Origin of the sequence: Limnobacter sp. CACIAM 66H1 (genome assembly GCF_001601825.1) — a bacterium.
Lineage (GTDB): Bacteria > Pseudomonadota > Gammaproteobacteria > Burkholderiales > Burkholderiaceae_B > Limnobacter.
Genome location: NZ_LUJK01000019.1, coordinates 22,451 through 40,179 on the forward strand (window position 1 = coordinate 22,451; position 17,729 = coordinate 40,179).

Below are 17,729 nucleotides of genomic sequence, written 5' to 3' on the forward strand. Positions count from 1 at the left end.
CCTGAAAGTTTCATGATCAACGAAGTGGTCAAGGCCTTGGTTAAACAGGGCCATCAAGTAGTGGTTGCTACAGGTAAACCCAATTATCCCGACGGTAATATTTTCCCAGGCTACAGGGCCAATGGGGTTCAGCGAGAACTGTTTGGCGAACAAACGCTCATAGTACGAGTTCCCACATGGCCGCGTAAACATGGTGGTGCCAAAAATCTTATCTTGAACTACCTGGTATTTGTTTTTGCGGGCATGTTCTGTTTGCCTTGGGCTTTGCGCGGTTTGAAGTTCGATGCAATATTGGTGTACGCACCTTCACCCATCACGCAAACTATTCCAGCAATTCTATTGAAGTGGATTAAACGTGCGCCACTGGCTTTGTGGGTTCAAGACTTATGGCCGGAAAGTTTGCAGGCCACAGGTTTCGTACGCAATAAGAAAGCACTGACCGCCGTAGGTTATATGGTTTACTGGATTTACAAGGGTTGCGACCTGCTGCTGGCCCAGTCCAAGGCATTTATTGCACCATTGAATAAATATGCAAACCTTAGCAAGATTCGTTATCAACCCAACTCTTTTCCAGAACAGAGCACAGAAGCGCTTGTTGATGGGCCTGCGGCATTGCTAGCCACCCTGGAAAACAGATTCTGCGTAGTTTTTGCCGGAAACCTTGGGCAGGTTCAAGCACTGGATTGTGTTATCGATGCAGCTGAATTGTTGAAAGATCACCCTGATATTTCAATCGTACTTGTTGGAAGCGGCAGTAAAAGCGAATGGCTCGCCCAACAAAAACGGGAACGGGGCCTTGACAACCTTGAGTTACCTGGCCGGTTTCCAATGCAAACCATGCCTTCCATTTTCAATAGGGCGGGTGCGTTACTCGTCTCCTTAGAGGATGATCCTATTTTTGAACTAACGATCCCTAGTAAAGTTCAGGCTTATTTGGCTGCGGGGAAACCAGTATTGGCCAGTTTGAATGGCGAGGGTGCACAGGTCGTGCTTGAGGCCAAAGCTGGTCTAGCGTCGCCCGCCGGAGACAGTGCGGCGTTGGCAGCAAATATTTTGAAGATTAAGCAGATGCCGAGTGACGAACGCGATACATTGGGCCGCCAGGGGAAGTTGTATTTCCTTGAGTATTTTGAAACTGAAAGCCAAGCCCGTCACTTGGCTGAAACGCTCAGTGCCATGGGAAAGGGTAAAAAATGAAAATTCTGGTGTTGGGTATTACAGGCATGTTGGGTAGTGCAGTGTTCAAAGCGCTGTGTGAAAGCAAACAATTTCAGGTGTGGGGCAGTCAACGCAGCCTTAGCTGTCACCCAAAGCTTGCTGCCTTGCCCTCGGCGGGCATTCTCACCGGGGTGGATGTCCTGGATCAGGACACGTTGGTGAACACTTTTGCAAAGGTTAAGCCCGATGTGGTCATCAACTGCGTGGGGCTGATCAAGCAACTTGAGCAAGCCAACGACCCGCTAAGCGTTTTGCCAATTAATGCCATGCTACCGCATCGTCTATTGCGCCTGTGTAGCTTGGGTGGTGCCCGCCTGGTACATATCAGTACCGATTGCGTGTTCAATGGCAAGAAGGGCAATTACCTTGAAAGTGATCCTTCTGATGCCGAGGATCTGTATGGTCGGTCAAAGTACATCGGCGAGCTTACTGACAGCCCAAGCGCAATTACCCTGCGAACCTCCATTATTGGGCATGAGTTGGGCACCAGCTTCGCTCTGCTTGAGTGGTTTCTGGCGCAGCAAGGCAGCGTGAAAGGTTTTTCCAAAGCAATATTCTCCGGTGTACCCACTTGCGAACTGGCCAGAATCATCATTGAATATGTTCTGTCAAAGCCTCAGTTGCATGGTCTGTATCATGTGGCCGCTGAACCCATTTCCAAGCTGAGCCTGCTGCAACTGGTGGCCAAAGAGTATGGCGTACAAACCACAATCAATCCCGACAGCGGCTTGGTCATCGATCGATCACTTTGCGCTGCGCGCTTCCAGCAGGCAAGCGGGTATACTGCCCCTAAATGGCCTGATTTGATTCACAAAATGCGCCAATCCCGAATTCAATAAATACTGACGAGTCCCCATGTTCGACGGAAAAGTACTCATGATCACCGGTGGTACAGGGTCGTTTGGCCACACCGTGCTGAAGCGTTTTATCGAAACTGAAGTGAAAGAAATCCGCATCTTCAGTCGTGATGAAAAAAAGCAGGAAGACATGCGCATTGCCTTGGGCTGCGACAAGGTCAAGTTCTACATCGGTGATGTTCGCGATTATGACAGTCTTGCGCAAGCCATGACTGGCGTTGATTACGTGTTCCATGCTGCCGCCTTGAAGCAGGTGCCTTCCTGCGAGTTTTACCCTATGGAGGCCGTGCGCACCAACGTGTTGGGGACCGAGAACATGCTGAACGCGGCCATTGCCAAGGGTGTTAGTCGCGTGGTGGTTTTAAGTACCGACAAAGCGGTGTATCCCATCAACGCCATGGGAATTTCAAAGGCAATGGCGGAAAAGCTCATGGTTGCGAAGTCCCGCACCATCCCCGAGGGAGGTACTGTGGTGTGTGCCACCCGATATGGCAACGTCATGGCCAGTCGCGGCTCAGTCATTCCCTTGTTCATCCAGCAGTTGCTGGATGGTCAGGAAATCACGGTTACCGACCCCAGCATGACCCGTTTTTTGATGTCACTTGAAGAGTCGGTTGATCTGGTTTTGCATGCGTTTGAACATGGTCAGCAAGGCGATATTTTTATTCAAAAAGCACCAGCCTCTACTGTGGCGGATCTTGCCCAAGCATTGAAAGAACTTCTGAACAAAAACAACCCGGTTAAAGTCATCGGTACCCGGCATGGTGAAAAACTTTATGAGTCCTTGGTGTCGCGCGAAGAAATGGCCAAAGCTGAAGACATGGGCAGATATTTCCGCATCCCAGCAGATAATCGCGACCTGAACTACAAAAAGTATTTTGTAGAAGGCGAACAGCGTATTTCCGAATTCGATGACTACACGTCTCACAACACACATCGCCTGGATTTGCAGGGCGTAATGGATGTACTCAAAAAGCTCGACTATGTGCAGGAGTTTTTGAATGCTTAAGGTCATGACCCTAGTTGGTACCCGGCCTGAACTCATCAAGATGAGCCGCGTAATTGCGGAGCTGGACACGCACACAGAACACACCCTCGTGCACACTGGCCAAAACTACGACTATGAATTGAATCAGGTTTTTTTTGATGATCTGGGTATTCGAAAACCTGATTTTTTTCTTGAAGCTGTGGGCGAAAATGCAGCACAAACGATTGCTCGCATAATTGAAAAATCGGATGCAGTTCTTGAACAGATCAAGCCCGATGCGCTGATGCTGTACGGCGATACCAACTCGTGTTTGGCTGTAATTTCTGCCAAACGCCGCAAGGTGCCCGTGTTTCACATGGAGGCGGGCAATCGTTGTTTTGATCAGCGTGTACCCGAAGAATTGAACCGCAAAGTGCTGGACCACCTCAGCGACATCAATATGGTATTAACCGAGCACGCCCGTCGTTATTTGATCGCTGAAGGTATTCGCCCTGAAACAATCATCAAAACCGGCTCGCACATGCGTGAAGTGCTGAATTATTACATGCCCAAAATTCAGCAAAGCAAAGTGCTTCAAACCATGAAGCTGGAAGAGGGAAAGTTTTTCATCGTGAGCGCACACCGCGAAGAAAACGTAGACAGCCCAGAGAATGTGGCTGATTTGCTTGAAACCTTGAATGCCATGGCTGAGCAATACAAGTACCCCGTAATCGTTTCCACCCACCCGCGCACTCAAAAACGCTTGGCAGAACTTGACTTAAGCAGCATGAATCCGCTGATTCAGTTCCTGAAGCCATTTGGGTTCACCGATTATATTCGCTTGCAAATGGCCGCCTCCTGCGTGATTTCTGACAGCGGCACTATCACTGAAGAAACCTCATTGCTTGGATTGAAGGCTATTACCATTCGCAATGCACATGAGCGGCCCGAGGGTATGGACGAAGGCATTCTCATCATGTCAGGGCTGAAAAAAGCCCGTGTACTGGATGCTGTTCGAGTTGTGATTGAACAGAAAGCTGTGCAACCGAGTGTGGCTCCCGTGGTAAAAGACTACGAGAACCCCCATGTGGCCCGCCAGGTACTGCGAGTAGTGCTTAGTTACACCGACTACATCAATCGCACTGTGTGGTCCAAGTGAATGGTCAGCGTATCCTGGTAACCGGCGCTACTGGCTTTGTAGGCCAGCGGGTATGCCAACTGTTGGAAAACCTTGGGGCGGTGGTTGTTAAAACCACCAGGGCGCCTTCCAGCCAGCCCAATACATTTCAGGTTGCACCATTGGGTCCAAATACAGATTGGAATGAAGCATTGCAGGGTTGTAAGGCAGTGGTTCATCTTGCTGCCCGCGTGCATGTGATGAACGACCAGGCCGCCGACCCTTTGTTCGAATTCAGGCAGGCCAACACGCTCGGCACTTTGCAACTTGCCAGGCACGCGGTCCAATGTGGTGTTAGGCGATTGGTATTCATTAGCTCTATTAAAGTGAATGGCGAAGCGGGCGATTTCACGGCCAACGCCATACCGAACCCGATTGACCCCTATGGAATCTCAAAGTTTGAGGCCGAGCAACAGTTACTCGAACTGAGCCGTCAAAGTGGTTTGGAGGTGGTTATACTGCGTCCACCATTGGTGTATGGCCCCGGTGTAGGGGCCAACTTCCTGAAACTGCTTGGCGTTGTGGCTCGGGGAATACCATTGCCATTTGGAGCCGTGAACAACCAACGCAGCTTGGTGTATGTGGGTAATTTGGCCGATGCTATTGCTATCTGCCTGAATCATTCGAACGCGGTTGGAAAAACCTATTTGGTTTCTGACAATTCAGATGTTTCTACTCCACAGCTAGTTCGAGAAATGGCAATGGCCTTGGGGCGAAAAGCCAACCTTATTAATATCTCGCCTTGGCTAATTGAGTCCCTGGCCGCTTTGCTGGGTAAGCGTGCAGCTGCCCAGCGCCTATTGGGTAACCTTACGGTGAGCCCTCAGGCGCTGCATGAAGATTTGGATTGGGAGCCACCGTACAGCCTGCAGATAGGCATGAAAGAAACGGCTGAATGGTACATGCAGCAAGGCCAATTGAAACTACGATGATGAAACGTTTGTTCGACTTGTTATTGGGTGTTGTTGTGTTGGCAATTCTCGCTTTGCCAATTCTTGTTGTTGCATTTGCGGTACGCGTAACTTCCAAAGGTCCGGTTTTGTACTGGAGTGATCGAGTTGGCATTCACAACCAAATTTTTAAAATGCCGAAGTTTCGCAGCATGCGCGTGGGTACGCCAGCAGTTGCGACACATCTGCTCAGTGATCCTCATTCGCATCTAACGCCCATTGGCTCTTTTATTCGTAGAACCAGTCTGGATGAATTACCGCAATTGTGGAGCATTTTAAAAGGTGATATGAGTTTCGTGGGCCCGCGCCCAGCGTTGTTTAATCAGCACGACTTAATTGAATTGCGCACAGAAAAAGGTGTACACCATATTCTTCCTGGTTTGACGGGTTGGGCTCAAGTGAATGGTCGTGACGACATACCTATTCCCCGCAAAGTACAGTTGGATTATGAATACTTGCAAAAGCAAAGTTTGTTGTTCGACATTCAAATACTTTGGCTTACATTCCTGAAAGTGATTAAACGCGACGGTGTTTCGCACTAAGGCACACGTTCAACATGTTTCTTTCAAAATTCGCCAGTCCTGTTCTTAATTTGCCCCGCGTCGCCAAGCGACTAATCGTGTTGGCAGTGGATGCAAGCCTCTGTGTTCTCACGGTTTGGCTTGCCTATTATTTGCGTCTTGATTACTGGATCTCATTGACCAATCCTGATTTTGGCTGGAATCCAATGGCAGCTGTGGGGATGAGCCTTCTAATCGCGATTCCACTGTTCATCGTCAATGGTTTCTATCGGGCAATATTCAGGTATTCAGGTTTGTCTGCCATATTTACTGTCTCCAAAGTGATTGCGGTTTATGGCGTTATTTATGCGGCTATTTTCACTGCCATGGGTGTATCGGGTGTGCCGCGTACAGTGGGTATTATTCAGCCAATATTGCTTATGGTGTTTGTGGGCCTTACTCGCCTGTTTGCCCGGTTTTGGTTGGGTGGCTTGTACCGTAATCAATTGCAGTTGGCCAATTTGCCACGTGTGCTTATCTATGGTGCCGGCGCCACAGGCAGGCAACTGGCAGGTGCCTTGGCCAACAGCCATGAAATGCGCGTTGTAGGCTTTATTGACGACAACAAAGCTTTGCACAAACAAACCATCAATGATCTGAAAATTTTTAATCCGCAAGATCTGCAGGGTCTTGTTGAAACACTAGGCGTGAATACTGTGTTGCTCGCATTCAATGCTGCAAGTCGCAAACGTAGAAATGAAATTCTCGACAGTATTTCAAAAAGCAAAGTAGCGGTTCGAACTTTGCCGCGGGTTACTGAAATAGCAGCAGGAAAAATCAGTGTTTCTGATCTGCGCGAACTTGATATCGATGATCTTCTGGGGCGTGACCCGGTTAGCCCTGACCCCGAATTACTTTCAAAAAATATTCTTGGCAAAGTAGTTTTGGTGACTGGCGCAGGTGGCTCTATCGGCAGTGAGCTGTGTCGTCAAATTTTGAAAGTAGGTCCAGCGCAGCTTTTACTCGTTGAGCAAAGTGAATTCGCCTTGTATCAAATTCACCAAGAACTTGAGCAGAAGCCAGTAGCGAATAATCACGGGCAGGTTGTCTTAATTCCCTTTCTGGCCTCAGTTCGGGATGAAGTCCGTATGGACAGTATTCTTGCCAAATTTAAACCGCACACAATATTTCATGCCGCTGCCTATAAGCATGTGCCGTTGGTTGAACACAACTTGAGTGAAGGCATTCATAACAACGTATTCGGTACTTTCACAATGGCCAAGCTGGCCTTGAAGCATAGTACGGAAAATTTCGTGTTGATTAGTACCGACAAAGCGGTTCGCCCGACTAATGTCATGGGTGCCACCAAGCGCCTTGCAGAAATGTCGTTACAGGCCCTAGCTGAAACATCAAGCACAACCGTTTTTTCTATGGTGCGTTTTGGAAACGTACTTGGCTCATCGGGTTCAGTTGTTCCATTGTTTCGCCAGCAAATTCGCGATGGTGGGCCAATCACCCTCACTCACCAAGACATTACCCGTTACTTCATGACGATACCCGAAGCAGCGCAGCTGGTGATTCAAGCCAGCGCTTTGGCAAAGGGCGGGGATGTGTTTTTGCTCGATATGGGGGAGCCAATCAAAATTTACGATCTCGCTGTTCGAATGATTGAGCTATCCGGCCTCACCTTGAAGGATGAATCCAATCCCGAGGGCGATATTGAAATTCAGATTACAGGGCTACGGCCAGGTGAGAAGTTGTATGAAGAGTTGTTGATTGGGAATGAACCAAAACAAACAGTTCATTCGAGGATCCTGATGGGAACAGAATCATATCTACCTATACGGGAATTTGAACTCGAACTTCTTGAATTGTCTCGTTTCTTGAATCAGGGAAAACTTCGAGAGGCATCCGAAACTCTATGTCGGTGTGTTGAGGGTTATTCAGCAGGCGGAGTGGTGGACTGGGTCTTCTGAAGAAATCAAATTATTTTTTTATTCTATGCGACTGATTGCTTGTTCAACTCTTTGCTGAATTGCATAGGGTGAAAATAACCTCAGGTAGTATTCTCTTGCTTTTGAATCGGTGTTTGAGTCGCAGTTCTGTATGGTGTTTAAAAAGGTCTCGTCATCGTCAGTCCTTATTAAGACACTATTGGGTACATCTTCATAGCCAACTGCTGCGAAATTTGATGCAAGCACCATTTTGTTGAACATTAGGGCCTCAGCAATTTTTACTTTCATCCCTCCTCCCGAAAATATCGGGGCTACAACGATTTGGGCTTGTGTGTAGAAGTCAGCGATATCGTCCACCCTTCCTCGAACATCAAGATTCTTGAATTGATGTGCATACTTATCAATCCCGTTGCCGATCGCAATAATTTTCTTATTGTTAAGCCTAGGGGCAATTTTGAAATTCAAGTATGCAAGTGCTTCAACATTTGGTGGAAAGTCAGATCCAACAAAGAGTGCATAAGGAATATCTACATGTCTAGGAGCTAGTTGCACTTGAATGTTTCTAAAGCCGTCCTTGATTGAGACGGGGATGCAACAGGTTAAGGCGGACGAGTTTCTTCTCTTCAATATTGCTTCATCTGTTTGCTGTATCGCAATTAGTAAATCGGACCCTTTGATTGAGAGGTATTCATTGGCTGCAGTTGCCAAATATGAAATCCAGTAAGAGGGTTGTCTCTTTGCGTAATGTTTTATGATTGGTGTCTCAATATTGTGGAAATAGCAAATAATTTTGCTTCGCCGGCTTAGAAATCTTATTAGCGGGATCAGGATGCCGAACAAAGACGAATCGAGCCAGATTAGTTCTGGCTGTTCTTTTCTGATCCGGCTAATCAAAAAATAGGCCCCCTTAGGGCTTAATGTCGCGCAAAGTAGGCATAGGTTTGCCAATGCCGTACCAACTTTATTGTGGGTAGTTGGCACTTTCACGCAGTCTGAAGATGCGTTTCTATTTACAGATAAAGCTGTGGTCGAATAGCTTTGCAACACCCTAGACAATGCCTCAAGGTTTGATTTGGCCACCACGGAGCCGCCGTAGTTCTTGTCTTCAAGACTAGGGGAAATGTAAAAAAGACTTTTAGCCATTTTTCTTTGTGTGGAGTTTTTCTAAAAAATTGTCTAACCTGACAAAAAGTCGCGGTGCTTGATTCATGGCACTGTGTATCTCAATTCCTTTGTTTAACAAACGTAGTGACAACATTTTTTCATTAACAATGGCGCGGGCTTTAAATTTCGCCACATCGCTGTAGTTTTCGACACATTGCTTACTTTTATACCATCCCCCGCCGAAAAGCCATTCCTCTAGACGCTTCTTTAAATTGTTGGACATTGACGATGGGAAAATCGAGTCATCAACTGTCTCCCCCTGTTGTTGGTGAACCAGCTCACTGTTAACTGTGAAATCAATCTTCTCGATGGCTTCATTGCCCAAGTAAAAACAGTACGTACTCATCCACCGATCCCCTGACAGTCCGTAAATCGAAAAAGTCTCTCCTTTGTGTAATTTGTCAGTAAAACCAACTGCATGCTTGATATTTTGCTTGATACAACTTTTAAAAAAATGAAATCGAATGTGACTGAACTTCCTGTGCGAATTCACGGTATCGTTGACAAAAATGTATCCGTACCTCGGTTTTGGCGAATGTTCTAGGCTCCAGTTAAGGCCTTCTTGCCATGCTGAAAATTCGCCTGCGTGGTTTGAGCCGTGCAGGGCTGTCCAAGAATTATCAAAGTCAGAGAGCCGTACATCAGGGGAGTTGCAAACAACAATCTTCTTGCTATTGACAAATCGTTGGCAGAAGGCTTTGGTGCGTTCAGTATTTTTCGGGTAGTAACTAGCCAAAATCAAGGTGTAGTCGCCGCTTCGCATACAATATTATTTTCCTGGCCCAAATGATTTATGAGAACTAGCACTGTACCTGTAAATCTCCTTAGATTACATCCGTCTGGATGCCCACTGCTTCACGCGGTACATGAATGAGCCGGCACTCATATAAGCCTGCCTCCTCGCGATTATTGGCAAAAAACGCAGTCTGGAACTTCACTGGACTAATTGCGCCACTAATCGTTGCGTTGTACGCGATTCCGATTCTAATCGAAGGAATGGGTAGTGAGCGATTTGGTTTGTTGGCTGTTATTTGGGTAGGAGTTGGCTATTTTAGCCTGTTCGATTTTGGTCTTGGCCGAGCCCTAACAAAACTGGTCTCCGAGAGACTTGGAAGTGGCCAAATTTCCGACCTTGGCTCGCTAATCTGGACCGCTTTGGTGGTTTTATTTGCGGTCAGCTTAGTCGGATCGTTCTTGATTGCAACTTGCAATGCAATCCTGGTCGAGAGGTTGTTGGATGTGAATCATACGCTCAATGATGAAGCCAGGATTGCATTTTATTTGTTGGCCGTTGGAATACCCGTGGTGGTTTTAACCACTGGTTTTATTGGTGTTCTGGAAGCGCATCAACAGTTCAAAGTCATCGCCAAGATTCGCATGCCATTGGGGATTTTTACCTATCTAGGGCCACTGCTCACCCTGCAGCTCACGCCGGACGTTGCATGGGCCACTGGCATTCTGCTGTTCGGTCGTATGGTGGCCGCCATTTTTTACTATCGCGCTGCTTGTAAGGCCGAACATTCACTTGCAAAATTCATTCGACCCCAAAGGCTTTTTATTAAGCCACTTACAAGTTTTGGTGGATGGATTACAGTCACTAATATCATTGGACCACTGATGACCTACATGGATCGGTTTTTCATTGGTGCGATTACTGGCTTGTCGGCTGTGACGTATTACGTGACTCCCTACGAAATCTTAGTGCGCCTGCAAATGGTTTCACAGGCAATTGTTGGTGTTATTTTTCCTGCGGTATCCTCAGCATACGTTTCCAACATGGAGCGGTTTAATGCGCTTTACGTTCAAGGTAGTAAAGTCCTTTATTGGTTGATGTTGCCTCTATTATCGGGCGTAGTATTGTTTGGTCCTGAGGCTTTGGAATTTTGGCTTGGCGGTGAATTTCATGAAATTTCTGTCCCCATCCTCTACTGGTTGTCCATCGGATGGATGGTGAATATCATCGCGCAGCCGGCTTCTGTGATACTGCAGGCTGCGGGTAGGCCTGACTTAACCGCAAAGGCGCACATGGTCGAGTTCGTTTTCTATTCAATTGGCTTGGTGTTGTTGCTTAAAAATTTTGGCATAGTCGGTGCAGCTATGGCATGGGTTATTAGAGTCGTTATGGACACCTTGGCGCTTAATTGCTTGGTAATGAGGGTTCTCCCGGTGGCAAAGGCGCATGCTATGCGGACGATATTTGTCACGATTTGTACCATAGTATTCATGGCCGCTCTTGTCTGGGTTGAAAGCCATTATTTCAGGGCGTTGGTATTGGTTGCCGTAATTTGTAGTTCGCTAGCTTTTGCTGTACCTTTTGCTCGCACTTTTATCAGAAAGTCTCATGCTAATAGTATTTAACTTCAAGCACGAAGGATTAAGGTTTTAAGAAAATGCAAACATTCCCTGAATCGCATTCGGTGCAAGGCTCTAGCACTTGGCCTCAAGATGGTTTGGAGAGGGTTAAAATTTGCCCAGTTTGCTCCAGTGAGCGCCGTCATTTGCTGCACAAGGATTTGTCTGACAAAATTTTTAAGTGCGCCCCGGGCTCGTGGGACATGTTTCAATGTCAGGCCTGTCGCAGTGCATATCTTGATCCCAGGCCAACGGTCTCCACCATAGGAATGGCTTACACCACTTATTTTACGCACTCCCAGTCCGTGCAGAATGACTATCGAGATTTAGGCTTTTTGCGGCGTTTGAAACGAGCACTGGCCAATGGCTATCGCAATAAAAGATTCGGAACCAATCTGCATCCTTCGACCAAACTTGGTGTGGTGTTTGCTTATTTCTCACCTGGATTTCGAAATCTTTTGGATGCTGAGCGGCGTTGCATCCCGTTCGGAGGACGAGGGCACAGATTACTCGATGTCGGTTGCGGTAATGGCGACTTTTTGTTGCTTGCCTCTCAGGCCGGGTGGGAGGTGGTTGGTCTTGAGCCAGACCCAAAGGCAGCACAGGCTGCGCGCAATCATGGAATTGATGTGAGGCAAGATTCGATCGAATCGTTAGATCCAGCGATTGAGAGTTTTGACGGTATAACATTGAGCCATGTAATTGAACATATGCACGATCCGGCTGCCGCTCTGCGTCATTGTTATGCTTTGTTAAAACCAAACGGTTGGATTTGGATTGAAACCCCCAATGTTGATGCTCAGGGGCATGAAAGTTTTGGGCCTTCGTGGCGGGGCTTGGAGCCACCCCGGCATTTGGTTCTTTTCAATCGACCATCTTTGTTCGATTTGCTCAGGAAGATTGGATTTGCTGAGCTTGAAGATCTTCCTTATCGCCCATTGTGTGATTACCTTTTTAAAGAAAGTAATAAGATCGCGGGGGAACTAAATGATCAATCTAGCTGCGCTACGCCGAGCAATTTGGCGCGAAAGATTGCAATAGCAGAGCGACGTGCCAAACGAAATGCAGGGTTGAGAGAATTTGTGACGGTTCGTGCAATTAAACCAGCCGATTAGGTTGTGGTTGAGGATCAAATATCGTCTACTCTCGAAACTGTAGTGAAAATAGTTGCTTAATTTAGAAAGGCGTAACCGTGATGAGCATTGATCGGAAAGGATTAGTTCTTGCCGGTGGGTCGGGTACTCGCTTGTATCCCATTACTCAGGCCATCAGCAAACAACTGATGCCAGTGTACGACAAACCCATGATTTATTACCCGCTGAGCACCCTGATGCTTGCAGGAATCCGTGATGTATTGGTTATTAGTACTCCACATGATACCCCCCGGTTTGCCGAATTATTGGGGGATGGGGAACAGTGGGGTATGAATATCCAATACGCGGTTCAACCCTCACCAGATGGCCTCGCACAGGCTTTTATTATTGGAAAATCTTTCATCGACAACAATCCAAGTGCGCTAGTTTTAGGCGACAACATTTTTTATGGTCACGACCTTGTTAAACGACTTCGCAGTGCAAACTCAAAAGTCAATGGCGCAAGTGTATTTGCTTATCACGTAAATGATCCCCAGCGTTATGGCGTAGTAGAGTTTGACCTACAAAAGAGAGCGGTCAGTATCGAAGAAAAACCAGCCAAACCCAAAAGCAATTTTGCGGTAACCGGGCTTTATTTTTATGATCAGCAGGTATGCGATATTGCTGCGGAAATCAAGCCCTCAGCTCGTGGTGAGCTGGAGATTACGGATATCAATCAGCGATACCTTGAATCAGGAGAACTTGACGTTGAAATTATGGGACGAGGGTTTGCCTGGCTGGACACTGGGACACACGATAGTCTTCTTGAAGCTGCCAGCTTCATCGCGACACTTCAAAAGCGGCAGGGTTTGCAAGTCGCCTGTCCTGAGGAAATTGCCTTTCAGCAAGGGTGGATTGACGCTGAAGCCTTAAACAAACTTGCGCTCCCACTTGCCAAAGGCGTTTACGGCCAGTATTTATTGAATTTATTAAGATGAACTATGCCATATCTTGTTTCTAAAACCAGCTTGCCCGAAGTGTTGATGTTGGAGCCGAAAGTGTTCGGTGATGAACGCGGTTTCTTTTTTGAAAGCTTCAATCAACGTGATTTCATCGACGCGACAGGCTTTGATGTTGATTTCGTTCAAGATAACCACAGTCGCTCCGAAAGAGGCGTTCTTCGGGGGCTTCATTATCAAATCAAGCACCCTCAGGGAAAGTTGGTGCGGGTTGTTAGCGGAGCAGTATTTGACGTTGCTGTCGACATGCGTAAAACGTCGGCGAATTTCGGTAAATGGGCTGGTGTTGAATTGACAGCCGAGAATAAACGAATGCTCTGGGTACCTGAGGGGTTTGCCCATGGTTTTTTGGTTTTAAGCGACTTTGCCGATTTTTTATATAAGACGACCGACTACTGGTATCCGGAGCACGAGCGGAGCATTTGCTGGAATGATCCCGATATTGGAATTCAGTGGCCTTTAGAAGATGTGCCGAAACTTTCTGTAAAAGATGCGGCTGCCGGAAGTTTTAATCTATGTGAAGTATTTTGAAATTAATAGTGCTCTGCAGCCTGAGATTGGCAAAATCAACTGCATTGGCTTCAGATCAACCGCTTCCGTAACTTTGGAATGTGACCCAATGCACCGCTCGCATTGACCAGCAGTTGCTGTTTCCACTCAATGATTTGGTTGGGTGTAGTTCAAACTGCTGGCAAAGCTCAGCCAGCGTTGTGTCTTCTCGCAACGCGGCCAAGTCCACTTCTATATCAAATCTATTCAGCCACCCAATCCTCAACCGCCAGCCCTTTCACTCTTAAAAATTCTTTGGTGTTGTGGGTTACCAGCGTTGCATTCTCGCCCAGTGCATGGCACGCAATCCACAAGTCATTTGCTCCTATGGGAGTTCCCGCATCTTTCAATTGCATAAATTGTTCTGCCCAAGTAATAAAACTCATGGCGAGTTTTGCATCTGTGGGTAGCGAATGTACTTTCTGCGCAATGGTTGGTGGTTGATTTTTGATCAGGTAAATCAGAATGTTGGTGTCAAGCAGGTAAGTCACAGCATCTCGCGATCTTGCATGGGTTGGCTGTTCTCCTGCTCGGCTTCCAGTACAGCGATAAATTGCTCGTCAACTTCACCCAAAGCTTGCAGTGCCTGCAACAAAGCCTGCCCGCGCTCGGCAGGTATGGGGTGAATAACAAGGTCGCCGTGTTCATTGCGGCTAATTTGAACCTGCTCAGTATTCAAGCGAAACTCGGCGGGAATGCTCACCGCTTGGCTGTTGCCATTGTTGAAAACCCGAGTTGTAGAAACAGGTGAAGCCATTGGCACCTCTAGGGACTCAATTGCGCTTAAAGATCAGTTGGGGATTTCGATGCCGTTCATTGATCTCAATTCTCTAAAACTTATCACCGCCACCTCTGGCCTCATCACCCCCGTCTCCAGCGGCTTTGGCTTCATGGCCCAGCTCAACGGTGGTCGCTCCCGTGAAATTATCATTGCCACTCGTGGCACAGCCACTTGGGCTGATGCAGGCACCGACATCAACGCAATCCCCACTCTCGGTCCCACAGGCCACGCCATTCACAAAGGCTTTGGCACCACCTTCAAAAGCTATGTGCACCAGCTCAATGAATTCATCCAGCAACAAAACCTGGGTTTCAAACCCACCGCAGTGCACTGCATGGGCCACAGCCTGGGCGGCGCGCTGGCCAACCTCAATGCGGCGGCCTGCGCCGAATTGGGCCTGAATTCCTACCTGTATACGGTGGCCGCTCCCCGCGTGGGCATGGTGCCGTATGCTGAGCACCTGAGTAAGAAAATGAAAGCCGCCCATGTGTACCGCGTGGCCAATGAAGCAGACATTGTCACCATGGTGCCTTGCTACCCCTTTGTGCATTCTCCCTATGTGCACGGTACATACCTGCTCGAGGGTGGCATGCTAAAAATCAACCCCATGCAACACATGCTGGCCAACGGTTACGGAAGCATGATCAATGCCAGCTGGAAGCAAATGCAAAGCCTTACTCAAGGCAAACAACAGCAGTTAGAAAACTCGCTGTACCCCGCCAACAACAAAGAAGCAGGGCAGTTTGAACAACTCGCCAAAATGCCCGGTGCCATGTTCAGTGGGCGCTTGCTTAAACTGATCAACAAAGCCATTCACGACATGCTTGCCCGCCTGGGCGCACAAAGCCTGCTCAGTGTGGCCCAATATCGCACGGGCGCATTCACGGTGCTCGATCAAATGGCCGAAATACTCGCCCGCTACGCCCAAGCCGGCCACAAACAGGCCAAAGAGGTCGCGGGCATGCTCAACGCCATCATGGCTTACCTGGGGCGCGCAACTCACACTGTGGCCGATGCCTCAGTGGCCACCATTCGCTGGGTGTTCAACCTGCTGCACCTGTCGGTCACCACCATGGCCAAACAGGCCATTCAGCTAGTGGGGCGGTAAGTTTCGCAAGCTTATTGCTGCTTGTTTTCATTTGAGGAAATGAGGGTTAAAATATACGCATACAATAATGCGCATGAGGTTTCGATGGCCGTGATCAAACGCAAGCTTCCCTCCCGGCCCGGGACATCGGGCAAGCGGGCGGCAAACTTAACCTTAAGCGCGGATGTTTTGGAGTCTGCCAAATCCTTGGGGATCAATATTTCTCAGGTTTGCGACAACTACCTTCGAGAAGTGGTTCGCAAAGAACAAGAGCGCCGTTGGAAGCAAGATCATTCTGAATTTATTGCTGCATACAACTCAATCGTTGAGGAAGAGGGTTTGCCATTGGACCAATGGAGAAGTTTCTAGTGGCGCGTTTTGATGTGTACTCCAACCCCGGTAACCACAAGCTGACCACTCCGTATTTATTGGACGTTCAGGCAGATTTATTCGATAGCCTGGACAGTCGCATGGTTATTCCTTTGCGCAGCATGGATAACTTCCCCAACGTCAAGTTGCCCACAAGGCTTACCCCTGTGCTCACCATCATGGGGAAAGAGTATTTGCTTGAAGTGCCCAAAATGGGCGCAGTACCCAAACGCGTACTGAAAACACCTGTTGTGTCGTTGGTAGATGAACAGGTCAAGATCATTTCAGCCCTCGACTTTTTGTTTCAGGGTTATTAGAAAGCCAATGCGGTGGCGGTATTCAATTAATTCCTGCCAACCAATTTTCCACTCGCCCGTTAGCGTTTAATGGCCTCTAGCTGAATCCAAAAGGCTGTAACACGTGTAATAAAGGTGGGCGTATACTTGCATTTAGGGTGCGTCGTCACACACCTGCCATGAAGCAGGTGCAATAATTACGAAATATTACCTGTAGCAATTCGCCTCTAGGGCGCTTTTACTTATCCAATCAAATTGTGCTTGCCCGCCCGCAAGCACTGTTTCATGTGTGTGGAGCATCATGCAAACAGCAGCGGCGCTAAGCTTGAACTGGCCTTCGGCCATGGTAGGGCTGTTATGTAGCTTTCTAGTGGCCTTGTTTATTGTTTTAACTAAAAAATGGCATGGCCGCCTTACACTCGATGCCCCCCAAGGCATTCAGAAGTTTCACACCATTCCAACGCCCCGCATTGGCGGTATCGCGCTGGCCGTGGGCCTAATCGCGGCCTGGTCCTTCCTGCCCACTGGCGGCACGCGCCAATACCTGCTCGGTTTGTTGCTGCTGGGCGCCTTGCCAGCGTTCGCCTTTGGCCTGGCCGAAGATGTTACCAAGCGCGTTAGCGTGAAAGCCCGCCTGCTGGCCACGATTGCCAGCGGTTTAATCGCTGCCTTGCTTACCGGCTACTGGGTTAGTTTTGTGAATGTACCAGGCGTAGACATGTTGCTGGCACTTGCCCCAATTGGCCTGTTGTTCACCGCCTTTGCCGTGGCGGGTATTGCTAACAGCGTGAACATTGTGGACGGGTTTAACGGCTTGGCCGGTGGCGTGGTGGTGCTCATGCTGCTTACGCTGGCCACCATTGCCTGGCGTGTCGACGACTTTGTCATCATTCAACTCGCGCTACTGGGTGTATCCGTAACTTTGGGTTTTTTGTTCATCAACTACCCCAAGGGCCATTTGTTCCTCGGCGATGCTGGCGCTTACTTCCTTGGCTATTACGTGGCCATGCTGGCTGTAATGCTGGCCATGCGCAACCCTATCGACGTAAGCCCTTGGGCCATGCTGTTGGTGTGCGGTTACCCGGTGATTGAAACGCTGTTTAGCATTTACCGCCGCACCACCCGCAAACGCAGGCACAACCCCGGCACACCCGACGCCAGCCACCTGCACAGCCTTGTGTACCGCCGTGTGGTTAGCCGCAAGTTGTTGCCATATGCGCCCGCTTGGCAGCGCAATGCTGCCACTTCACCTCTTATGTGGATTTACGCCGCGGTGCCCATGCTGGGCGCTGTGTTCTGGCCTGAAAGCTTGGGCATGGTACTGGTGTGGTTGGCTTTCAGTATCGTGGCCTATGTGCGGCTGTACCGCCGCATGCTGGTTCTGGGTATTTTCTTTCACAGGCGTGTGGGGTGAA

At 48.4% G+C, this 17,729-nt stretch carries 19 protein-coding genes; 15 read left to right on the forward strand and 4 right to left on the reverse strand.

All coding sequences use genetic code 11. The annotated features are described in order from the left end of the window. Positions 1 to 12: 12 nt before the first annotated feature. The 7 genes from A0129_RS07400 (at position 13) to A0129_RS07430 (ending at position 7,645) form a co-directional block, all read left to right on the forward strand. Complete coding sequence (locus A0129_RS07400; RefSeq protein ID WP_291713790.1) at positions 13 to 1,197, forward strand: glycosyltransferase family 4 protein; 1,185 nt, start codon at positions 13 to 15, stop codon at positions 1,195 to 1,197. Beyond that, positions 1,194 to 2,057: an SDR family oxidoreductase gene (locus A0129_RS07405; protein WP_291713792.1), complete on the forward strand. Its 864-nt coding sequence runs from the start codon at positions 1,194 to 1,196 to the stop codon at positions 2,055 to 2,057. The genes A0129_RS07400 and A0129_RS07405 overlap by 4 nt, the downstream gene beginning before the upstream one ends. Positions 2,058 to 2,073: 16 nt before the next feature. Further along, on the forward strand, positions 2,074 to 3,084 hold the full coding sequence (locus A0129_RS07410) for a polysaccharide biosynthesis protein (protein WP_291713794.1): 1,011 nt from the start codon (positions 2,074 to 2,076) through the stop codon (positions 3,082 to 3,084). Then, positions 3,077 to 4,201 carry a non-hydrolyzing UDP-N-acetylglucosamine 2-epimerase gene (gene wecB, locus A0129_RS07415; protein WP_291713796.1) on the forward strand — a complete coding sequence of 375 codons (1,125 nt, stop codon included), beginning with the start codon at positions 3,077 to 3,079 and terminating at the stop codon, positions 4,199 to 4,201. The genes A0129_RS07410 and wecB overlap by 8 nt, the downstream gene beginning before the upstream one ends. Next, positions 4,198 to 5,151: an SDR family oxidoreductase gene (locus A0129_RS07420; protein WP_291713798.1), complete on the forward strand. Its 954-nt coding sequence runs from the start codon at positions 4,198 to 4,200 to the stop codon at positions 5,149 to 5,151. The genes wecB and A0129_RS07420 overlap by 4 nt, the downstream gene beginning before the upstream one ends. Continuing rightward, entirely contained in the window at positions 5,151 to 5,711 is a 561-nt protein-coding gene (locus A0129_RS07425; protein ID WP_291713841.1) for a sugar transferase, read from the forward strand. The genes A0129_RS07420 and A0129_RS07425 overlap by 1 nt, the downstream gene beginning before the upstream one ends. Before the next feature lie 200 nt (positions 5,712 to 5,911). Then, a complete protein-coding gene (locus A0129_RS07430; protein WP_291713843.1) occupies positions 5,912 to 7,645 on the forward strand; it encodes a nucleoside-diphosphate sugar epimerase/dehydratase in 1,734 nt (577 codons plus the stop codon). An 18-nt stretch (positions 7,646 to 7,663) separates the two neighbouring features. On the opposite strand, the gene A0129_RS07435 is transcribed toward A0129_RS07430, so the two are convergent. Both A0129_RS07435 and A0129_RS07440 read right to left on the reverse strand, forming a co-directional pair. After that, positions 7,664 to 8,767 carry a glycosyltransferase family 4 protein gene (locus tag A0129_RS07435; protein ID WP_291713801.1) on the reverse strand — a complete coding sequence of 368 codons (1,104 nt, stop codon included), beginning with the start codon at positions 8,765 to 8,767 and terminating at the stop codon, positions 7,664 to 7,666. After that, a complete protein-coding gene (locus A0129_RS07440) occupies positions 8,760 to 9,551 on the reverse strand; it encodes a hypothetical protein (protein WP_291713803.1) in 792 nt (263 codons plus the stop codon). The genes A0129_RS07435 and A0129_RS07440 overlap by 8 nt, the downstream gene beginning before the upstream one ends. A gap of 146 nt (positions 9,552 to 9,697) precedes the next feature. On the opposite strand from A0129_RS07440, the gene A0129_RS07445 reads away from it, so the two are divergent. The 4 genes from A0129_RS07445 (at position 9,698) to rfbC (ending at position 13,763) form a co-directional block, all read left to right on the forward strand. After that, positions 9,698 to 11,146, forward strand: coding sequence for a flippase (locus A0129_RS07445; RefSeq protein ID WP_291713804.1), 1,449 nt, complete (start codon positions 9,698 to 9,700; stop codon positions 11,144 to 11,146). Between the two features lie 263 nt (positions 11,147 to 11,409). Beyond that, on the forward strand, positions 11,410 to 12,255 hold the full coding sequence (locus A0129_RS07450; RefSeq protein ID WP_291713806.1) for a class I SAM-dependent methyltransferase: 846 nt from the start codon (positions 11,410 to 11,412) through the stop codon (positions 12,253 to 12,255). A gap of 86 nt (positions 12,256 to 12,341) precedes the next feature. Beyond that, entirely contained in the window at positions 12,342 to 13,211 is an 870-nt protein-coding gene (gene rfbA, locus A0129_RS07455) for a glucose-1-phosphate thymidylyltransferase RfbA (RefSeq protein WP_291713845.1), read from the forward strand. 3 nt (positions 13,212 to 13,214) lie between these two features. Next, entirely contained in the window at positions 13,215 to 13,763 is a 549-nt protein-coding gene (gene rfbC / locus A0129_RS07460; RefSeq protein ID WP_291713808.1) for a dTDP-4-dehydrorhamnose 3,5-epimerase, read from the forward strand. Positions 13,764 to 13,984: 221 nt separating this feature from the next. Here the strand turns inward: rfbC and A0129_RS07465 are convergent, their stop codons facing one another. Together A0129_RS07465 and A0129_RS07470 are read right to left on the reverse strand one after the other, a co-directional pair. After that, complete coding sequence (locus A0129_RS07465) at positions 13,985 to 14,167, reverse strand: hypothetical protein (protein ID WP_291713810.1); 183 nt, start codon at positions 14,165 to 14,167, stop codon at positions 13,985 to 13,987. Positions 14,168 to 14,268: 101 nt separating this feature from the next. Continuing rightward, positions 14,269 to 14,538 carry an AbrB/MazE/SpoVT family DNA-binding domain-containing protein gene (locus A0129_RS07470; RefSeq protein ID WP_291713811.1) on the reverse strand — a complete coding sequence of 90 codons (270 nt, stop codon included), beginning with the start codon at positions 14,536 to 14,538 and terminating at the stop codon, positions 14,269 to 14,271. Between the two features lie 49 nt (positions 14,539 to 14,587). On the opposite strand from A0129_RS07470, the gene A0129_RS07475 reads away from it, so the two are divergent. The 4 genes from A0129_RS07475 to A0129_RS07490 all read left to right on the forward strand — a co-directional run bounded on the left by A0129_RS07475 (position 14,588) and on the right by A0129_RS07490 (position 17,728). After that, complete coding sequence (locus A0129_RS07475) at positions 14,588 to 15,670, forward strand: lipase (RefSeq protein ID WP_291713812.1); 1,083 nt, start codon at positions 14,588 to 14,590, stop codon at positions 15,668 to 15,670. A 90-nt stretch (positions 15,671 to 15,760) separates the two neighbouring features. Then, positions 15,761 to 16,018 (forward strand): type II toxin-antitoxin system CcdA family antitoxin, encoded by a 258-nt coding sequence (locus A0129_RS07480; RefSeq protein ID WP_291713814.1) that lies wholly within the window; start codon positions 15,761 to 15,763, stop codon positions 16,016 to 16,018. Then, entirely contained in the window at positions 16,003 to 16,335 is a 333-nt protein-coding gene (locus A0129_RS07485; protein WP_291713816.1) for a CcdB family protein, read from the forward strand. The genes A0129_RS07480 and A0129_RS07485 overlap by 16 nt, the downstream gene beginning before the upstream one ends. A 280-nt stretch (positions 16,336 to 16,615) precedes the next feature. After that, positions 16,616 to 17,728, forward strand: coding sequence for a glycosyltransferase (locus A0129_RS07490; RefSeq protein WP_291713818.1), 1,113 nt, complete (start codon positions 16,616 to 16,618; stop codon positions 17,726 to 17,728). Position 17,729 lies beyond the last annotated feature (1 nt).

Excerpts from the sequence above, each read along its gene's own strand:
- A0129_RS07400 (WP_291713790.1), top strand. The coding sequence starts at position 13 with ATGATCAACGAAGTGGTCAAGGCCTTGGTTAAACAGGGCCATCAAGTA.
- A0129_RS07405 (WP_291713792.1), top strand. The coding sequence starts at position 1,194 with ATGAAAATTCTGGTGTTGGGTATTACAGGCATGTTGGGTAGTGCAGTG.
- A0129_RS07410 (WP_291713794.1), top strand. The coding sequence starts at position 2,074 with ATGTTCGACGGAAAAGTACTCATGATCACCGGTGGTACAGGGTCGTTT.
- wecB (WP_291713796.1), top strand. The coding sequence starts at position 3,077 with ATGCTTAAGGTCATGACCCTAGTTGGTACCCGGCCTGAACTCATCAAG.
- A0129_RS07425 (WP_291713841.1), top strand. The coding sequence starts at position 5,151 with ATGAAACGTTTGTTCGACTTGTTATTGGGTGTTGTTGTGTTGGCAATT.
- A0129_RS07430 (WP_291713843.1), top strand. The coding sequence starts at position 5,912 with ATGAGCCTTCTAATCGCGATTCCACTGTTCATCGTCAATGGTTTCTAT.
- A0129_RS07435 (WP_291713801.1), bottom strand. The coding sequence starts at position 8,767 with ATGGCTAAAAGTCTTTTTTACATTTCCCCTAGTCTTGAAGACAAGAAC.
- A0129_RS07440 (WP_291713803.1), bottom strand. The coding sequence starts at position 9,551 with ATGCGAAGCGGCGACTACACCTTGATTTTGGCTAGTTACTACCCGAAA.
- A0129_RS07450 (WP_291713806.1), top strand. The coding sequence starts at position 11,410 with ATGGCTTACACCACTTATTTTACGCACTCCCAGTCCGTGCAGAATGAC.
- rfbC (WP_291713808.1), top strand. The coding sequence starts at position 13,215 with ATGCCATATCTTGTTTCTAAAACCAGCTTGCCCGAAGTGTTGATGTTG.
- A0129_RS07465 (WP_291713810.1), bottom strand. The coding sequence starts at position 14,167 with ATGAGTTTTATTACTTGGGCAGAACAATTTATGCAATTGAAAGATGCG.
- A0129_RS07470 (WP_291713811.1), bottom strand. The coding sequence starts at position 14,538 with ATGGCTTCACCTGTTTCTACAACTCGGGTTTTCAACAATGGCAACAGC.
- A0129_RS07475 (WP_291713812.1), top strand. The coding sequence starts at position 14,588 with ATGCCGTTCATTGATCTCAATTCTCTAAAACTTATCACCGCCACCTCT.
- A0129_RS07485 (WP_291713816.1), top strand. The coding sequence starts at position 16,003 with ATGGAGAAGTTTCTAGTGGCGCGTTTTGATGTGTACTCCAACCCCGGT.
- A0129_RS07490 (WP_291713818.1), top strand. The coding sequence starts at position 16,616 with ATGCAAACAGCAGCGGCGCTAAGCTTGAACTGGCCTTCGGCCATGGTA.